This window comes from Hominiventricola filiformis (assembly GCF_020686965.1).
In the GTDB taxonomy this organism is placed as follows: domain Bacteria; phylum Bacillota; class Clostridia; order Lachnospirales; family Lachnospiraceae; genus Hominiventricola; species Hominiventricola filiformis.
This window is the reverse complement of the sequence record NZ_JAJEPS010000011.1, coordinates 56,324-70,516: the sequence shown is the minus strand read 5'-3', so window position 1 is coordinate 70,516 and position 14,193 is coordinate 56,324. Positions and strand designations below refer to the sequence as shown.

The 14,193-nt window shown below is 46.4% G+C and carries 15 protein-coding genes; 6 read left to right on the top strand and 9 right to left on the bottom strand.

The window, feature by feature from the left end:
• Positions 1-44 precede the first annotated feature (44 nt).
• From ispE to LKD36_RS11610, 3 genes are all read right to left on the bottom strand, one after another.
• Complete coding sequence (ispE, locus tag LKD36_RS11620) at positions 45-926, bottom strand: 4-(cytidine 5'-diphospho)-2-C-methyl-D-erythritol kinase (protein ID WP_118770806.1); 882 nt, start codon at positions 924-926, stop codon at positions 45-47.
• 89 nt (positions 927-1,015) lie between these two features.
• The gene (locus LKD36_RS11615) at positions 1,016-2,596 is read right to left on the bottom strand and encodes a DUF3794 and LysM peptidoglycan-binding domain-containing protein (protein WP_308459694.1); all 1,581 of its coding nucleotides are present in this window, start codon (positions 2,594-2,596) and stop codon (positions 1,016-1,018) included.
• Between the two features lie 15 nt (positions 2,597-2,611).
• Positions 2,612-3,010 (bottom strand): protease complex subunit PrcB family protein, encoded by a 399-nt coding sequence (locus LKD36_RS11610; protein WP_118770808.1) that lies wholly within the window; start codon positions 3,008-3,010, stop codon positions 2,612-2,614.
• 149 nt (positions 3,011-3,159) lie between these two features.
• Between LKD36_RS11610 and malQ the strand changes: the two genes are divergently transcribed.
• From malQ to LKD36_RS11590, 4 genes are read left to right on the top strand one after another with little or no spacing between them, the layout of a single operon-like run.
• Positions 3,160-4,686 (top strand): 4-alpha-glucanotransferase, encoded by a 1,527-nt coding sequence (gene malQ, locus LKD36_RS11605; protein WP_308459693.1) that lies wholly within the window; start codon positions 3,160-3,162, stop codon positions 4,684-4,686.
• A 25-nt stretch (positions 4,687-4,711) separates the two neighbouring features.
• Positions 4,712-5,443 carry a lysophospholipid acyltransferase family protein gene (locus LKD36_RS11600; RefSeq protein ID WP_308459692.1) on the top strand — a complete coding sequence of 244 codons (732 nt, stop codon included), beginning with the start codon at positions 4,712-4,714 and terminating at the stop codon, positions 5,441-5,443.
• A 2-nt stretch (positions 5,444-5,445) separates the two neighbouring features.
• Positions 5,446-6,507 (top strand): D-alanine--D-alanine ligase family protein, encoded by a 1,062-nt coding sequence (locus LKD36_RS11595; RefSeq protein WP_308459691.1) that lies wholly within the window; start codon positions 5,446-5,448, stop codon positions 6,505-6,507.
• Between the two features lie 3 nt (positions 6,508-6,510).
• A complete protein-coding gene (locus LKD36_RS11590) occupies positions 6,511-7,866 on the top strand; it encodes a UDP-N-acetylmuramoyl-tripeptide--D-alanyl-D-alanine ligase (protein ID WP_308459690.1) in 1,356 nt (451 codons plus the stop codon).
• Positions 7,867-8,244: 378 nt separating this feature from the next.
• On the opposite strand, the gene LKD36_RS11585 is transcribed toward LKD36_RS11590, so the two are convergent.
• Both LKD36_RS11585 and trxB read right to left on the bottom strand, forming a co-directional pair.
• Positions 8,245-8,754 (bottom strand): CarD family transcriptional regulator, encoded by a 510-nt coding sequence (locus LKD36_RS11585; RefSeq protein ID WP_308459689.1) that lies wholly within the window; start codon positions 8,752-8,754, stop codon positions 8,245-8,247.
• A gap of 147 nt (positions 8,755-8,901) precedes the next feature.
• Positions 8,902-9,810, bottom strand: a complete 909-nt coding sequence (gene trxB, locus LKD36_RS11580; RefSeq protein ID WP_308459688.1) for a thioredoxin-disulfide reductase — start codon at positions 9,808-9,810, stop codon at positions 8,902-8,904.
• Here trxB and trxA point away from each other — a divergent pair.
• Entirely contained in the window at positions 9,697-10,263 is a 567-nt protein-coding gene (gene trxA / locus LKD36_RS17740) for a thioredoxin (RefSeq protein ID WP_308459715.1), read from the top strand. The genes trxB and trxA overlap by 114 nt on opposite strands.
• Positions 10,264-10,361: 98 nt before the next feature.
• Here the strand turns inward: trxA and LKD36_RS11570 are convergent, their stop codons facing one another.
• Positions 10,362-11,036, bottom strand: a complete 675-nt coding sequence (locus LKD36_RS11570; protein WP_118770817.1) for a Crp/Fnr family transcriptional regulator — start codon at positions 11,034-11,036, stop codon at positions 10,362-10,364.
• 309 nt (positions 11,037-11,345) lie between these two features.
• Here LKD36_RS11570 and LKD36_RS11565 point away from each other — a divergent pair, with 309 nt between their 5' ends.
• A complete protein-coding gene (locus tag LKD36_RS11565) occupies positions 11,346-11,828 on the top strand; it encodes a DUF2798 domain-containing protein (RefSeq protein WP_308459687.1) in 483 nt (160 codons plus the stop codon).
• Positions 11,829-11,891: 63 nt separating this feature from the next.
• Here LKD36_RS11565 and LKD36_RS11560 read toward each other — a convergent pair whose 3' ends face one another.
• The 3 genes from LKD36_RS11560 to LKD36_RS11550 form a co-directional block, all read right to left on the bottom strand.
• Complete coding sequence (locus LKD36_RS11560; protein ID WP_308459686.1) at positions 11,892-12,485, bottom strand: 50S ribosomal protein L25; 594 nt, start codon at positions 12,483-12,485, stop codon at positions 11,892-11,894.
• Positions 12,486-12,675: 190 nt separating this feature from the next.
• On the bottom strand, positions 12,676-13,407 hold the full coding sequence (pduB, locus tag LKD36_RS11555; RefSeq protein ID WP_308459714.1) for a microcompartment protein PduB: 732 nt from the start codon (positions 13,405-13,407) through the stop codon (positions 12,676-12,678).
• A gap of 471 nt (positions 13,408-13,878) precedes the next feature.
• Entirely contained in the window at positions 13,879-14,103 is a 225-nt protein-coding gene (locus tag LKD36_RS11550; RefSeq protein WP_331465225.1) for a hypothetical protein, read from the bottom strand.
• Between the last annotated feature and the right edge of the window lie 90 nt (positions 14,104-14,193).

Genomic DNA, 14,193 nt, shown 5'->3' with positions numbered 1-14,193 from the left:
TTTTTCTGAAGTCCAGTATTTCCCGTCTTCCTTATTTTATGCAATTATCGTTTCACATTATAAGGTGTTGTCAGATACAGCTGTTTTGCAAGTCCATTTACCTTCAGATCTTTCATAGCCGCTTTTGCCTGCACCGGTGAATGGAAAATTCCAAAAACAGTCGGACCGCTTCCGCTCATCATAGCTCCCGCAGCACCGCATGCCATCATATGCTCCTTGATCTCCTGAATGACCGGATAAGCCGGAATCGTCACAGTCTCCAGTACATTTCCCATTCTCTCACAGAGCAGATCCAGATTTTTCTCCTTCATCGCCTCAATCATACGATCCACATCCGGATGCTGTTCCGGCTTTAAGTCATTGGCATGAAGATTCTCATAGACAAATTTTGTAGATACACTGATACCCGGTTTTGCAATAAGAATGGTACATTTGGGCATGGACGGAAGCACACTTAAGCGTTCCCCGATGCCTTCTGCCAATGCCGTTCCCCTCTGCACACAGTATGGCACATCTGCTCCCAGCTTCACGCCGCGTTCCATCAACTCCTGTCTGGAAAGTCCCAGTCCGTACATCTGATTCATTCCCCACAACACTGCTGCACCATCCGTACTGCCGCCTGCCATGCCTGCTGCAACCGGAATCCGTTTCTTCAGCTGGATTGCCACTCCTTCCTTGATACCAAATTCGTCCATCAGAAGTTTTGCTGCCTTATAGACCAGATTGTTCTCATTGGTCGGCAGATAATAAAGATTCGTTTTCACCTGGATCTCCGGTGTCTTGATTCTCCGGATCTCCAGATCATCATGAAGGCTGATGGTCTGCATAATCATCTTTACTTCATGATATCCGTCTTCCCTTCTCCTTAATACATCCAGCCCAAGATTAATCTTGGCAAGTGCTTTCAGCTGTATCCTGTCTTTCATCATTATCTCCTTGTTCCAATCAAACTATTTATTCTTATTTTAATCTATTTGCGGCATGGATACAATTCTTTTCTTTCATACCGCTGCTTTCAGTCTGTTCTGTTCCTGTGAGCGGCAATTTCTTTCACGATCAAAAGCCTGCTTCCTGGATGCAGAGTCTCCTCTTTCAGGTCATTTAATTCCATCACAGACTTGCAGGAGGTGCCGTGGGTTTTGGCTATGCTCCAGAGATCTTCACCTGGCTGTACTATATGAATGGCAATACCCGGAAGACTCCGCATCTTTGCCATGTCTACCGGCTGTTCGGTAAGCTCTTCTATGACAGTCAGTGTCCGGGGACATCTTACCTCAACCTGAATCTGCAGCACTGCCTTCATCTCCAGCTCCCGCGCATCCAGCATACTGACCATCAGCTGATCGAGATCTGCAGTGATCTGCCATGCGGCATCCGGCTCTGTTTTCTGAATCTCTGCCGTATGTTCAAATGGAAATGTCTCCTTTACACAGGCAAAAGGCATCGCATCATCCGTGGATGCATACAGTACCCACACCTCCACATTTCCCTGAATCAGAATCCCATGCTCCGTCCGCTCACTGTAGTCCGTATGAATTCCGATTCCCGCGCAGAGAATCTGCATCATCTCCGGACTCTGCTCCGGGATTTTCATTCTTCCCGATACCCGCGCCCGGGAATCTGTCATCTGGCAAATATCATCCCATGCATACTCTTTCTTACCGGGAATCATCTCACAGGAAAGGCTGTAAGCATCCTCAAGCACCTCGCAGACCCTCTCTTCATAATATCGGATCTTCAGTTCCAGCACGGCATCCACCCGAATCATCCGAGGCTCGCCGTCGTAATCAGCCTGCAGTTCCATATCTGCTCTCAAAAGAGTCACTTCCGTCCTGCCAGTGAGATCTCCTCTGCTCATCTCGCATTCTGTCTCATTGCGGAATGGAATCATCTTTTCTTCCCACTGTACCGGTATCTCCGTCCCGTCGCTCTCATAGAGAAAGAAGACTGCCAGTTCTCCCTTGACCAGAATTTTCCCGTCTTCCTGTCTTGCTTCGGCTCCCTGAAGCCTTACCTCCCGCCATAGAATCCGCCGAATGTTTGGCTTGCCCGGAGATATCGTCACATCTTCCCTCACCCGCACGGTATCTTTTTTATGCAGCATCTCCTGCTTCAGACTCACCGGGCTGGTTTTCAGGTACAGATCTTCCGCTGCTTCCGGCTGCTCAAGCAGCGGCACCGGTTGCTCACGGTAAGCCTCCGCCGAAAATGACAGCACGCATTTCATATTGGCCTTTCTGGAATGTACTGCTGATACCCGGAAATCTTCCTGTTTCCAGCTCACATCCAGCATATCACCCTCTTCCAGCCCGTTCAGAAAAACAGTCTCATCAACAGGCACGCTTCCTTCCAACATCTCCGGCATCCGGTCCACATTTTCACTGATATAAAGAATGCGGTACAGAAAGATTCCACGCACCTTGATCTTACCGGTCTCCCCCTTGATCTCATCCGGCCGGAATTCTCCCTGTCCGTGAATGATCTTATAAATATCCGGTTTCTGGTCCGGCACATTCAGATCTTCCTCCATGGTCATCTGACTGAATGCCTCTCCCTTTCGGTGATTCAGATTTACATATCTTCGCTCCAGTTCCATTCTTTTCCTCCCCTTTTACTCAAATACGACAGAAAGTCCCGGATCTTCCAGTTTCAGCACAATATACGGGCAGGTAACAAGACTTTCCGTCTTCTCCGCATTTCCCGGTCCCAGCAATTCCGTATCCACATACACTGCATTTTCCGTCAGATACAGATCCTTTACCGCAATGCTGTATCCGCTGCTTTTCTGTTCTCCATATCCCTCACAAATATACAGATATCCTTCATCCTTATAGGTTACCTTGAAAGGTGATGTTTTCTTCTCCTCCAGCACATTCAGCAGTTCTTCCGGCATTTCTTCCGGTGCAAGCACTGTGAAATCAAGACTTTTCAGTTTCTTCGGACTCTGCTTTTCAATTCCACACCCACAGAACAGGAGCGCTGTCAGAAGCAACAGACATATTTTTCGCATAGAACCGTTTCTCTCTTTCTTATTTGCTCTAGTCTATGAAGAAAAAAAGCATTTAAGACCAGTCTTCTTCCTTGTATTCCGGTTGCCAGTAAAGTATAATATTACGGATAGGATATTCACAAAAAAGTATAAAAGGGAGTACATAAACGATGCATTTTAAAATAGCTGCTGAGGACAAAACCAATCACCGCTACAGCGGAGTCCTCGCTCATCCGACTTCCTTCCCATCTCCTTATGGGGTCGGTGATATGGGGAAGGAAGCATACAACTTCATTGACTTTCTGCACATGGCAGGTCAGCATCTCTGGCAGGTTCTGCCCCTTGGCCCTTGTGGCAATGGAAACTCTCCTTATCAGAGTTTTTCGGTCTTTGCAGGACAACCCCTTCTCATCAGTCCGGATCTTCTGATTGAAAAAAAACTTCTTACCAGAGAGGATCTGGAACCGATTCCGGAATTCAATCCGGACAAAGTAGAATACACAAAAGTCACTGAGTATAAGACCGGACTGTTTCGGAAAGCCTATCAGAACTTCCGCCACACCTCAGATAAGGATCTGCTGGAGGAATATGATTCCTTCCAGAAAAATAATGAATTCTGGTTGGAAGACTACTGCCTCTACATGGCAGGAAAAGACTATCATGAGAATCTGCCCTGGTATGAGTGGGAAGACAGTCTCCTGGATCCGACACCTGCCGAGCGCGCTGCCTGGCTTAAGCTTCTGGAAAAAGAAGTCGACTATTACTGCTTCGTACAGTTCTGCTTCTTCAGTCAGTGGTATGCACTGAAGGATTATGCAAATGAAAAAGGAATTGCCATCATCGGTGATATTCCGATCTTCACCTCCCCGGACAGTGCTGATGTCTGGGCAAATAAAAGTATGTTCTGCCTGGATACCAAGGGACATCCGCTGGAAGTAGCCGGAGTTCCGCCAGATTATTTTGCTGCTGAGGGACAGCTGTGGGGTAACCCCCTCTATGACTGGAAAGCACATAAAAAGGACAGTTATCGCTGGTGGATTGAACGCGTCCGCCACCAGCTGGATCAGGTAGATTATGTCCGCATCGACCATTTCCGCGGATTTGAAGCTTACTGGGCAGTTCCGGCAGGCGAAAAGACTGCTATGAACGGTAAATGGAAGAAAGGTCCTGGCGAGGAACTGTTCCGTGCCATTGAAAAAGCATTAGGCGAAGAACTTCCGATCTTTGCAGAGGATCTTGGCATTATTACACCGGAAGTAGAAAAGCTGCGAGATTCTCTCGGTTATCCGGGCATGAAAGTCCTGCAGTTTGGTTTTGATGGACTTGGAGAGAGTTCTTTCCTTCCCCATCAGCTTGACACCCGGAACTGTATCTGCTATACCGGAACCCATGACAATGATACAACCCTTGGCTGGTATCAGCATACAGCCCATCAAAATCAGGACAAAGTGCGCCGTTATATGAATACGGACGCTTCCAGCATCAGCTGGGATTTCATCCGCATCTGCCTGGGTACCATTGCAAGATATGCCATTTTCCCGGTACAGGATCTTTTGAATCAGGGAAGTGAACACCGCATGAACACCCCTGGTACCGCAGCCGGCAACTGGGAGTACCGCTTCCGCGCCGGACTTCTGAACGAAGGCATGGCAAAAGGACTTCGCCAGATGACCGAACTGTTCGGCCGTTTCGGTTGATACATACCGTTTTAAGGAGTTTTATATGATACGTTTAATTTTAATAGCAACGATTCTGATCCTTTACCTGATCATCGGCATTCCGGTTCTTCTGATCGAATGGGTGATTGGTAAATTCAATCCCCGCACAAGAGATATCAGCAGTCTTCGTATGGTACAGGCAGCCTTCAAACTCATGCTGTGGATCACCGGTTCCGATATTACCTATATCGGTCATGAAAATGTGCCAAAAGATCAGGCTGTTCTCTATGTCGGAAATCACTGCAGCTATTTTGATATTCTGCTCACCTATTCCATGTGTCCGGATCTGACCGGATATGTGGCGAAGGCAGAGATGCTCAAAGTACCACTCCTGCGCGACTGGATGAAACGGCTTTATTGTCTTTTCCTGGATCGTTCCAACGTCAAGGAAGGATTAAAAACCATTCTGACTGGTATTGAATATATTAAGAAGGGAATCTCTATCTGTATTTTCCCGGAAGGCACCAGAAGTAAGGACGGAAACATGATTCCGTTCAAGGAAGGCAGCATGAAGATAGCGTCCAAAACCGGATGTCCCATCATTCCTATTGCCATCACCAATTCCGCGCAGATCTGGGAAGCACATCTTCCTTATATCAGACCTGCCCATGTCATCGTAGAATACGGTGCACCCATTTACCCGAAGGAACTTTCCAAAGAAGACCAGAAGTTTCTTGGGTCCTATGCCCAGCATAAAATTCAGGAAATGCTGGATCAGCATAAACAGGAGGATTGATTATGAAAATCGTAGTTCTTGCAGGAGGCATCAGTACCGAACGTGATGTATCTCTCTGCAGTGGAAGAAATATTTATGAAGCATTAAAAGGAAACGGACACGATGTGGTTCTGGTGGACTTATTTCTGGGTCTGCCGGAAGAAAAAGAACCATTAGATCATCTGTTCACAGATGATCGCGACTGGTCTGCTTCTGTTGGTACCATTGCAGAGGATGCCCCGGATATCGCCCATGTAAAAGCGCTCCGTCCTAATTACAGAAGTCTTCTGGGCCCAAATGTCCTGAAACTCTGTGAACTGAGTGATATGGTATTTCTGGCTCTTCACGGAGAGAACGGAGAGGACGGCAAGATTCAGGCCCTCTTCGATCTGATGGGCATCCGCTATACCGGAACCGGACACACCAGCAGCGCCCTCTGCATGGATAAAAATATTACCAAACAGATGTTCCGGGGACGGAATGTTCCGACACCTCCCGGTATCACCGTTCAGAAAGGAAAACCATTCCGTCTTCCGGAAAGCGTCGGTTATCCCTGCATGGTCAAAACCTGCTGCGGCGGTTCTTCCGTAGGTGTTTACCGTGTAAATGATGCCTCCGAACTGGAGAAAGCACTGGATGAAGCCTTTACCTTTGAAGATCAGGCCATTATCGAGCGCTGCATTATCGGCCGTGAATTTTCCATTGCCGTTATCGAAGGGGAAGCACTCCCGATCATTGAGATCGCACCGATCAGCGGCTTTTATGATTATAAAAATAAATACCAGCCCGGCAGCACCATCGAGACCTGCCCGGCGAAACTTCCGGAAGAGACCGCTGTCCGCATGCAGCGTCACGCAGAAGCAGCCTGTGCTTCCGTAGGAATCGAAGGATATGCCCGTGTGGACTTCATGCTGGATGACCGTACCGGTGAAGACTATGCACTGGAGGTCAATACCCTTCCCGGCATGACCCCTACCAGTCTGATGCCCCAGGAAGCACAGGCGATTGGTTACTCTTTCCCGCAACTCTGTGAGTGGATTCTGAATGTTTCCATGAAGAAATACGCGAATACGGAAAGGAACTAACCCATGAAACATTTTACTGTCAGACAGTTTAAAGATGCATGTCATGCACGTTATTTTGGACCGGAAGAAGCGCTCGACCAGGAACTTTCCGGTGTGGAGACCGACAGCCGCGGGGTCACGAAAGGCACTCTCTTTGTCGCCATTCCCGGAGAACGTGTTGATGGCCACAAATTCATTCCGGACGTCTATGCCAAAGGGGCTGCCTGTGCCTTAAGCCAGCAGGAACTGACCGATCCAGCAGGCCCTTATCTTCTGGTGGAAGATACCCAGCAGGCCCTGAAAGAGGCCGCTGAAAGCTATCGCCAGACACTTGGCATTCCGGTTATCGGTATTACCGGAAGTGTAGGAAAGACCAGCACCAAGGAGATGGTAGCTTCCATTTTGAGCCAGAAATATAATGTTCTGAAAACCCAGGGAAATTTTAACAATGAACTTGGTGTGCCACTGACCATTTTTCGTATCGGAGAAGAACATGAGGTGGCAGTCGTCGAGATGGGCATGAACCATTACGGCGAGATGCATCGCCTAAGCAAAATGGTGCGCCCGACCCACTGTCTCTTCACCAACATCGGCGTTGCCCATCTGGAATTTCTTGGTTCCAGAGACGGTATTTTAAAAGCGAAATGTGAGATGTTTGATTATGCTGCTGACGATGTAAAAGCATTCGTCAACGGGGACGATGATAAACTGATTACGTTAAAAGACATTGCCCGTACTTTCGGTATGGACCCGTCCCGCGATGTGTGGGCGGATTCTGTGGAGAAGTTGGGATTCGACGGTGTCCGCTGCCGGATTCACACAGACACAAAAAACTCCTTTGAAACAGTCATTCCCCTTCCCGGCACCCACATGGTCTACAATGCCATGGCAGGTACCTGCATCGGATTGGCCTTAGGACTTTCCATCGACGAAATCCGTGCCGGCATCGAAAGTTTAAAGCCGCTGCCCGGCCGCAGCAATATTCTTCATACCGAACATTACACATTGCTTGATGATTGCTACAACGCAAACCCGACTTCTATGATGGAATCCCTGAACGTGCTGGATGACACCCACTCCCGAAAAGTAGCCATCCTTGGTGACATGGGAGAACTCGGTCCCCAGTCCGACTCACTTCATGCTTCCGTGGGCAAGCATCTGAAGAATCTGCATGTGGATATTCTTGTGACTATCGGAACTTTGAGCGCCGCTCTTCACGAAGCAGCAAAGAAATCTGCTCCGCAGACCAGATGCCTGCACTTTGCAGATGTGGACAGTTTCTTAAAAGAAACCGATCAGATCTTAAAATCCGGCGATGCCGTTCTCGTAAAAGCGTCCCATTCCATGGGATTTACAAAGATCGTGGAAGCACTGCAGTAAGCAAAAAAGTGCCATCCTGTGAGGAGGAACCGCTAACGTTCTTTTCACAGGATGGCACTTTCTCTATCATGAAGATGCCGGGGATCTTAAAGATGTTGGGCATATGGCGTTTTCATCCCGTCCTTCGTCCAAAATTTATGATAAAAATCTCATTTTCTATCATATTACTGCATATTGCGAGTTAATTTGGCAGATAGAAAAATCTGCATCGTCTCCACCCAAATATCTCCGTTTTTCTGGGTGTAATGACCTGTGGATTTTCCATATCGCCAAACTGACTTCCAAATCCGCTTTTTCCCGGAAATTTCAGCTATTAGGACAGACTCTTTGGGTGGGAATAAAGCTTGTTTTTCTATCTGCCCGACGCCTGTTTTCTTTTCAGACAATCGCACACGGAATCTGGGATATAAGCATCTCTTTCAACTCCTGCTTGGTCTTTCCCAGCACAAAAGCCAGTTCCCCACACAGTGCCTCTTCTACCATTTTCTGATAACGCTCGTCCACTGATGCAATTCTCTTACCCGTTTTCAATCGATCCTGTTTGCGTTCATACAATGTTTTCAAAAGTGATGCCCATATTTTCTGGTTGCCGGAATAAAGAGCTTTCTTATAGGTATCTTCCCGCAATTTTTCGATTCCAATCTGTATCTTCTCAATTGTAGGAAATTCTTCCAGAAGGCATAACGCTTCCTCCTTTGTCAACAGATATCTGGCATTCCTATTTTCACGATCCGCCGGATAATAGATTCTGCTTCCCCTTGTCCCTACAGGCACCAACACATAGTACAGTTTCTTCTCATCTGCTTCTGACATATTAAGATGGGTAATATCCTCTACCAGACAAATTCCATGCTGTCCATAGACAATATATTCCCCTTTCTGAAACATCAGCCTTCCTCCTTTCCATTTTTCACCAATATACATTAATATTACCAATTTTTTCGCAAATTAGTAAGTATTTTTTTGAAAAAGAGAAAATTTCAGCATTTTTACCTACCGAGAAGATGCATTTTTTATTACTTTTTCCTATAAAAATTACTGTTGATTCAGATACGCACAGGCTGCAAGTGCCGCTACTGCACCATCTGCAGCAGCTGTTGCCAGCTGACGTACTTCCTTTGTACGGCAGTCCCCTGCCACAAAAATTCCTTTCACATTTGTGTGACAATTTTCTCCAGCTTCTACATATCCATGTGCATCCAGATCCACCATTCCGGCAAATTTTTCATTCTGCGGCATCTGGCCGATAGCCACAAAGACGCCGGATACCGGGATGGTCTGTTCCTTTTTTGTCTCTACATTTTGTACGATAAGAGACTCCAAAGAATCGGTTCCATTTAATGCCTTCACTTTACTGTCCAGGACAAATTCTACATTTTTCTTTTGTTTCAGGGACTGCACAAGCTTCTCTTCCCCACGGAATTCTGATCTCCGGTGGATGATATACACTTTGCTGCAGTAATTAGCGAGAAATGCAGCATCTTCCAATGCGGTGTTGCCACCGCCAACCACTGCTACCTCTCTTCCCCGGAAAAACATGCCGTCGCAGGTAGCGCAGTAAGACACTCCCGCTCCGATGAGTTCCTGTTCACGTGGCAGGGAAAGAGGGCGATTCTTTGCTCCCGTCGCCAGAATCACACTGCGGCATTCATAGGAATCTTTCGTTGTCTTTACCAGTTTCCTGGATTCTGCCGTTTCAATAGCGGTGACCTGTTCAAAGCGGATCTCCGCTCCCAGATCTTTTGCCTGCTCATACAGATTTTTTGCATATTCAAATCCGGAAATTTCTTTAATTCCCGGATAATTCTCTATCTTCGGTGTATTGATAATCTGGCCGCCATAGGTCTTCGCTTCCAGTACCAGCACACTTTTTCCTGCACGCACTCCGTAAATAGCTGCCGTCAGGCCAGCAGTTCCCGCACCGACAATGATAATATCATACATGATGTATCTTCCTTTCGTTTCTTTTCTATCAGTATACCCCAGGCAAAGGAATACTTATGTGACTTTGTCACAGATAAAACACATTTTTCCGGTATAATAAGGATTATAAGACAAAAGAATTCAAGAGAAAGGGGTACAACCATGAATACAATACAGATAACAAAAGATAATTTTGAACAGGAAGTCCTTTTATCCGACAAGCCGGTACTTCTGGACTTCTGGGCATCCTGGTGCGGACCCTGTGCCGCAGTCAGCCCGATTGTGGAGGAAATTGCAGAAGAAAATGCCAGCACGCTGAAAGTTGGAAAAGTCAATGTAGACGAACAGGTAGAACTGATGCAGCGCTTCCACATTGCCAGCATCCCCATGTTTATCGTCATCAAAGACGGTGAAGTTGCAAAAAAGTCTATTGGACTGCTTAGCAAGGAAGAACTGCTGGATTTATTAAAATAAAGATCATTATTTAGAGCCGGGCATGTACCCGGCTCTGAAATTAAATATTCACTTCACAATATAAACTAATATACTCTTGCAAACTGGCTGCGGCTTCACTATATCTTCCCTCGAAGTTTTTTCATGTCCAGTACACGAAGAGTTCCACGGGATTGTTCTATGATCCCATCTTTCTGAAATTCTTTTAACACTCTGGAAACTGCCTCTCTGGCACTTCCAATATAACGGGCAATCTGTTCCTGGGTAACCTTTAATTCACGGGATTCTCTCCGTTCTGTCTCATCCATCAGGAAAATAGCAATCCGTTCCTCCAGACTCATGAATAAAATCTGTTCCATGACCCACATGACATCCCGGAATTTCTCCACGGTTTTCTCATAGGTAAAGTTCTCTACATAAATATTCTGCTCTTTCAGTCGGCGATAGGCACTGGAAGGAATCAGCCATGCTTCCATGTCTGTCTCCGCATCAATATGTGCTTCAAAGGTCATACCGCCCAGACAGCAGGCCGCAGAAATCACGCAGACTTCTCCAGGGCCCATGCGGTACAGGGTAATTTCCCGCCCATCACGGGACAACATATAGACACGCACCCAGCCACTTTTGATGAGCAACACTCCCGGGCAGTCGCAGTCCATACTGTAAATATTGAACCCCTTCCGGTAGGATACCTCTGCCACATTATCTTCCAGAAACTGATTTTCTTCTTCTGTCAGTTTGTCTACAAATGCAAGTTCCTGCTTTGCTGCTTTCCATCCCTGCTGGTCTTTCATGCCTGTCATCTCCTCTTCTGCCTCATTTCTTTTATTATACACGCGCCTTTGCAAAACTGTCCAGCATCTGCAATCATGAGCCGTCTGCACAAAAGATCCGACATACAGCTTTAAATTTTCTCCTATTCTGCACTATTACGAAGGCCATTATTTTCTGGTACAATAAGCAACTGTATTGAAACTATATCGTAATCGAAAAAACGCAGTGAGATTGCACACGGCAGTGGAGATCGCAACGAGTTTGCCCTCTTCCGCTGCTTTTTTGTTGCCAGTTTTGCTGTTCAAATGAAGAAAAGGAGAATTTACATTATGCCACAGAACAAACGCGAAAGTCTTATTTTTACGATTATCATGTGCTTCACCATGGTCTTATGGATGAGCATGTACAATGTCACCCTGCACATGGGCGGTTTTTCCATGACTGTCCTGAAAGAAGGATGGCTGGGATTCCCCTTCGCCTACATTTACGCCATGTGCTTTGACTGGTTTGTCGTATCACATCTGGCTAAAAGTGTCGCATTCCGTTTTTTTGTTAAACCGGACAGTGCTCCGCTTAAGAAAGCCATTGCTGTTTCCTGCTGTATGGTGATTCCTATGGTCATCGTCATGTCCTTTTACGGAAGTCTGGAAGCCTGTGTAAAATCCGGTATGTGGTCCCTGCTGCTTCCGGTATGGATCACCAACATTCCGAAAAACCTGATTATGGCACTGCCGTTCCAGCTCATTGTTGCCGGACCTTTTGTACGCAAAGTATTCCGCAGCGCATTTCCGGAAGGAAAAGTGCTGGCATAAATTTGTGCAGAAAAAAGCTCCGCAAACCTTTCGGTCTGCGGAGCTTTCCTACATTCTATTCCATTATTTTTCAGCAGCTTCTTCATCTGCATCTTCAGCTTCCGGAATCGGAGCATTATGCGGAACGGTTACCGTTACAACAACTGCGTCCGGATCGGTAGCAAGAACAACATCTTTATCTGCCGCGATAGCAAGATCTTTTACTTTTACCACATCACCCGGTTTTAATCCGCTTAAGTCAACTTCAACGGTCTCAACCAGTGCTTCCGGCAATGCCTTATATGCGATCTCTTCCAGTTTCTGTTCTACAACACCGCCAGCAACTTTCTCATGATTTACAAGAACGACTTCTGCAACGGAGTGAACTTTTTCACCTTTGACCAGTGCCTGAAAATCCATCTCGATCGGCTGTCTCTTCAATGTATCAAAATCAACTTCCTTGATCAACACATCATACTGAGTACCCTCTACATCCAGTATGATCTGGCTTCCTTTTTTCTTTTTCTTCAGGATGTTTTCTGCATCATTTTTTGCAATCTTAACGGGGATAGAACCTTCAATGTCATGTCCGAATACATTACCGGTGACATATCCTTCTCTTCTCAGTCTTTTTGCTTTTGTCTCCATGCTTCTTTTTTCAGCTTTTAAAGTATCCATTTATCTATTCCTCCAAAAAACTGATCTGTTAGCAAGGCATTTTTTAATTTGTGTCTGTTGAGCAGGTCTTTTATTTGTTACAAGTGCATTATAACACTTATGGCAGAAAATACTGCACAAACATGGAAAAAATCGGGCATGGTTTCTTTTAAAAATACTTGTAAAAGGGCAGGAAATGTAACTCAGTCACTTATTTAATATACGACTCTCCCAGTCCTCTTACTTCCCCTTCCATCTCTCCGAGCAAGGAAAGTCCGGCTGCTCTTGCCGTCATGACTGCAGTCTTTACCGCGCTGGTCTCGCCGCTTAATGCCACGATCACTTCATTGGTATGACTGGTACCCTCATCCGGCGTCATATATTTTACGATGTCCACATCGGCTGCTTTCACCGCCAGATCCGCCATGACAAAACCGATCGCTGCCGGAGATCCGCAGACAAATCCAAAGGCTTTTCCTCTGGGAATGTCGAAGGCAAAACCAAGTGCCTGATCCGCCCGTGGGGAATAGGCAAATTCCAGATGTCCGGCATCGCTGACATAGATCTCCCCGGCATTACGCTTCGTCTTTTCCAGTGCAATCTCCACCGCTCTTCTGGCATCTGCCACGGTCTCTGCGCCGATCACAATGTAGTTTCCATGTCCGCCCCAGCCTTTGGTATCTCTGGGCAGCATAATGGAAAGCACTTCTGTGTTCGTCTCTTTTACCGCATCGTCTACCGCCGTGATCTGACCGGCTGCGCCGGTTCTGGAACTGATGATTCCCACACTGCGGTAATTCTCTTTTATTTTCATTTTCTTCCGGAGCTCCGGGTCTACACTGGCAATGACAAGTCCAATGGTGTCAAGCACGGTAGTTCCCACAAACTCCGGCATGGTATTCTGTTTCATTTGTTCACAATTCTCCGTTTTACTGACTGCAATGATTCTTTTATCATCTTATCATAAGTACTTCTTTTGTGAAAGCTTATTTTCTGTCGCAAGCCCGAACACAAACTTTCCAAACACGCAGGTGCACTTGTGGGTCTATATAAAAACAAATGCTCACCAGTTCCTGTTTTTATTCTTCACAACAAGCTTTTTCAAGTGAAATGGGCCAGGATACCAGGTAGTGAAGGAAAAATTCCTGTCTTTTTTTAAAAGACAGGAATTTTTTTTAACCAATTGCGCCAGAGACCCACAGGGCCGGCAGCCACAACAATATGGCACACCACAACAGGTTCCAAAGTCTCACGTCAGGCACACCACACAGCAAAAGAAAAAGCCTCCGCGGATTTTCCGCGAAGGCTCTGTTCCAACACTTATTTCATAAAGAATTTCTGCAGATCTGCCTCGGTAGTATCCTCGCCGATGGTAATCAGCTCGGTTCCGGTCAGACGTGCAAACATCGCGATATCATCTCTGGTCAGCGCAGATGATACGGAAGTGATCGCCCATATCTACCATGGTTACCTGAATACCATCTCCGGTTACGCCATCGAAGATCAGGCGGGCCGGATCTTCTTTTCCGCCGATTCCAAGCGGGATCACGTCAATTTCCGGTTTGGTTGCTGCAAATGCAACCGGTACTTCCAGCATAAAAATAGAAGATTCACTGGTCATTTTGTCACTATTTAACATTTTACATTTTTGCCGCATCAAAGGAAAGCAGACAACCTTCCTCTTTTCTAATGCTGTATTTTCTGTATTTCTTTCCATTACTCTTGACCA

Bases quoted from the DNA above. Each gene is read 5' to 3' on its own strand.
- ispE (WP_118770806.1), bottom strand. From the start codon at position 926: ATGAAAGACAGGATACAGCTGAAAGCACTTGCCAAGATTAATCTTGGG.
- LKD36_RS11615 (WP_308459694.1), bottom strand. From the start codon at position 2,596: ATGGAACTGGAGCGAAGATATGTAAATCTGAATCACCGAAAGGGAGAG.
- LKD36_RS11610 (WP_118770808.1), bottom strand. From the start codon at position 3,010: ATGCGAAAAATATGTCTGTTGCTTCTGACAGCGCTCCTGTTCTGTGGG.
- malQ (WP_308459693.1), top strand. From the start codon at position 3,160: ATGCATTTTAAAATAGCTGCTGAGGACAAAACCAATCACCGCTACAGC.
- LKD36_RS11600 (WP_308459692.1), top strand. From the start codon at position 4,712: ATGATACGTTTAATTTTAATAGCAACGATTCTGATCCTTTACCTGATC.
- LKD36_RS11595 (WP_308459691.1), top strand. From the start codon at position 5,446: ATGAAAATCGTAGTTCTTGCAGGAGGCATCAGTACCGAACGTGATGTA.
- LKD36_RS11590 (WP_308459690.1), top strand. From the start codon at position 6,511: ATGAAACATTTTACTGTCAGACAGTTTAAAGATGCATGTCATGCACGT.
- LKD36_RS11585 (WP_308459689.1), bottom strand. From the start codon at position 8,754: ATGTTTCAGAAAGGGGAATATATTGTCTATGGACAGCATGGAATTTGT.
- trxB (WP_308459688.1), bottom strand. From the start codon at position 9,810: ATGTATGATATTATCATTGTCGGTGCGGGAACTGCTGGCCTGACGGCA.
- LKD36_RS11570 (WP_118770817.1), bottom strand. From the start codon at position 11,036: ATGAAAGACCAGCAGGGATGGAAAGCAGCAAAGCAGGAACTTGCATTT.
- LKD36_RS11565 (WP_308459687.1), top strand. From the start codon at position 11,346: ATGCCACAGAACAAACGCGAAAGTCTTATTTTTACGATTATCATGTGC.
- LKD36_RS11560 (WP_308459686.1), bottom strand. From the start codon at position 12,485: ATGGATACTTTAAAAGCTGAAAAAAGAAGCATGGAGACAAAAGCAAAA.
- LKD36_RS11550 (WP_331465225.1), bottom strand. From the start codon at position 14,103: ATGTTAAATAGTGACAAAATGACCAGTGAATCTTCTATTTTTATGCTG.